The sequence below is a fragment of the Nocardia carnea genome (assembly GCF_029868325.1).
Lineage (GTDB): Bacteria > Actinomycetota > Actinomycetes > Mycobacteriales > Mycobacteriaceae > Nocardia > Nocardia carnea_C.
Genome location: NZ_JARWNW010000133.1, coordinates 1 through 2881, shown reverse-complemented (window position 1 = coordinate 2881; position 2881 = coordinate 1). Strand labels below are relative to the sequence as shown.

2 protein-coding genes are annotated in these 2881 nt (G+C 70.7%); both read left to right on the top strand.

Features of this window, described 5'->3' with window-relative positions:
* Positions 1-425: 425 nt before the first annotated feature.
* The gene (locus QH196_RS09865; RefSeq protein WP_280415459.1) at positions 426-1298 is read left to right on the top strand and encodes an SDR family NAD(P)-dependent oxidoreductase; all 873 of its coding nucleotides are present in this window, start codon (positions 426-428) and stop codon (positions 1296-1298) included.
* 575 nt (positions 1299-1873) lie between these two features.
* On the top strand, positions 1874-2881 hold a 1008-nt coding region (entS, locus tag QH196_RS09860; protein ID WP_280415458.1), incomplete at its 3' end, for an enterobactin transporter EntS.

The following is a 2881-nucleotide window of genomic DNA, read 5'->3' as shown; positions in this document are numbered from 1 at the left end:
GGGGGGGGGGGGGGGGGGGGGGGTTATCTCGGGGGCGCTCTTGCGGGCGGGTTGGGGTATGTTTTTTTGGCGGCCCCCGCCGCGGCCGCCGCGGCCGGGGGGGGGGGCGGTTCCGGATTCGCTTGCGGGCCCGGGGCCGCGGCGCGCGCGGCGGGCGCCGGGGCGGGCGCCCGCGCCCCCCCCCCCCCCCCCCCCCCCCCCCCCCCCCCCCCCCCCCCCCCCCCCCCCGGCCCCCTCGCCGCACTGTCGGTCTGCGGCCCCGCCGACACCGCGCCGTTCGAGCGGGCAGCCCCGCTGGTGGCGGCCGCCGCCCGGGAGATCGCGCTGACACTCGGCCGGCGCACCACACAGGTAGCCCGGCCGGGGTCCCGGCGCTCTCGCGACGACGAACCCATCCACCTCTACGACGACAGGCGGTCCCTCTCATGTCCCGACCCCTCGCCGGCTTCGGCGCGCTGATCACCGGCGGCGGAGGCGGATTCGGCCGATCGGCTGCCGCCCGCCTGGCCCGCGACGGCGCCTCGGTCACGCTGCTGGGCCGTACCGAGGAAACCCTGCGCAGCGCCGCCGACTGGGTGACGCAGCATGTCCCGGACGCCGCGCCGGTGCGGTGGATGACGGGCGATTCCGCTGATGAGGACGATATCGCCCGCGCCGTCGCCCTGGCCGACAGCACACCTCTGCGTATCTGCGTCTGCACGGTCGGCGGCGGCACCATGGCCCCGGTGATGGCGTTGACCGATGACGTCGCCGGCGCCGACTTCCGACGCAATGTGCTGACAGCACTGCTGGCGATCCGGCACAGTGCCGCCGCAATGGTCGCCCACGGCGGCGGATCCGTGATCTGCCTGTCCTCCACGGCCGGTGGCGGCTCCTTCCCGTTCATGGGTTCCTACTCCATCGCCAAGGCCGCGCTGGAAGCGCTCGTCCGGGTAGCGGCCGACGAACTCGGGGCGCTCGATGTCCGGGTCAATGCGATCCGCCCGGGGCTGGTCCCCACCGACGCGGCGAAACCGGGCCTGATCGCCGCCGACGAAACTCAGCGTGCCCGGGTCCTGCGGGAGAAACCGCTGGCCCGGGTGGGGACAGCGGACGATATCGCCGAGGCCGTCCGCTATCTCGCCGGCCCGGAATCCTCCTGGGTGACCGGCGCCGTCCTCCCGGTCGAAGGCGGTAACCATCTGCGCCGTGCGGCCGACCTCGAAATCCTCGCCCGGAAGGTGTGCGGCGACGACACCGTCGACCGTGCGCTGCGCGGACAGCTCCCCGAGCGTTCGGAGCGCGGAACACCGAAGTAACCAGGGGAGGCAGATACGAAATCGCCGCAACTGCCGAAATCTGACGACCTCGAGGTGGTGAGCCGACTCGAGGTCGTTCGGGGGTCGTGGCGATGCGGTGCGAGCCGAAACGGTGGCCGACTGCCACGCGGAAATGGGGGAGCGCGTTCGGCGGCCGGCTCCAGCGGTTCGCCCCGGGCAGGGGCGGGCGCACAGGGGGAGAGGAGCGCCCTGCATGGAGCCGGCCGGCTTCCCCTGGGACACGGGCGAATGCGGCACCACGAAACTTGGCCGACATCCGGGAGCAGTCGAAACCTCGTGGCGCTCACCGAGTAGAAATAATCTCCATACAACGATATGCGCATCTAAACATATGGCCCTCTACTTGGTTTTCTACTGAGACAACCCAACCGCAGAAGAAAAAGACAAAGGAAGAGGCATATTGCACAGGAACTCGAAATACAGGTCAGTGGTCGACTGATTCTTGTACGCGCTGGGGGACCCAGGCCTGATACGCCTGACGTCGTGGTTCCTTCTCCCGGTACCCTCGACCCGCCGCTCAGCACCGGCCGGACAGCAGAGGAGAGGAGGCACCCATGCCCAGTGACAATCGTGCCGGCATGCGGGCGGCAACGGCCCGCCTCACGATCGATGTGTCCCCGCTGCGTACCAGCCGCGAATTCCGGACCGTGTTCACCGCCCGCACGATCTCCGTATTCGGTATCGGTTTCCTGGTCGTCGCCCTGCCCATCCAGGTTTTCGCGCTCACCGGTTCGACCGCCGTAGTCGCCGGTGTCGCCACGACCATCGGCCTTTCGGCCTTCGCGGGAACCCTGATCGGCGGTACCGCCGCCGACCACTACGACCGCCGGCTCGTCATCCTCGGTTCCCGCGCCGCCGCCACCCTCGGCTTCGCCCTGCTCGCGGTGAACGCAATGCTGCCCGAACCGAAACTATGGGTGATCTTCCTCTGCGCCGTGATCGACGGCGTCACCGGCGGTATCTCGGAAACAGCGCTGGTCGCGGTGATGCCCGCGCTGATACCACCCGGCAAACTGGCGGCGGGAGCCGCACTGATGGCATTGACGGCCGACCTCGGCCATATGTCGGCGCCCGCTCTCGCCGGCGTCCTGATCGCCTGGGTCGATGTCGCCGCCAACTATTGGTTCGCGGCGGCGGCGAGCCTGGTGACGACACTGCTCCTCGCCCGCCTCGGCCCCATGACCGCCGAACGCGGGCACGATGAGTCACCGGTACGGGCCGCGCTGTCCGGGTTCCGTTTCGCCGCACGGCACCGGGTCATCGGCGCGACACTGCTCGTCGGCTGTATCACCATGCTGCTGTCCGGCTGGAATGTCCTGATCCCGGAGTACGTCACCGAGGTACTGCACGCCGGTGACGCCACCGCGGGCCTGCTGTTCGCCGCGCCCGCGGTCGGCGCCGTCCTCGGTTCCCTCACCTCGGGCTGGACCGGATCGATCCGCCGCGGCGGGCAGGTAATCTTCGCGGCCACGTTCCTCTCGGCCGCCGGGATCGCCGGCGCAGGCCTCCTCGGCGCCACCGTGATGGTGTTCGCAGGTCTCGTCGCGCACGGCGCGGGCCGG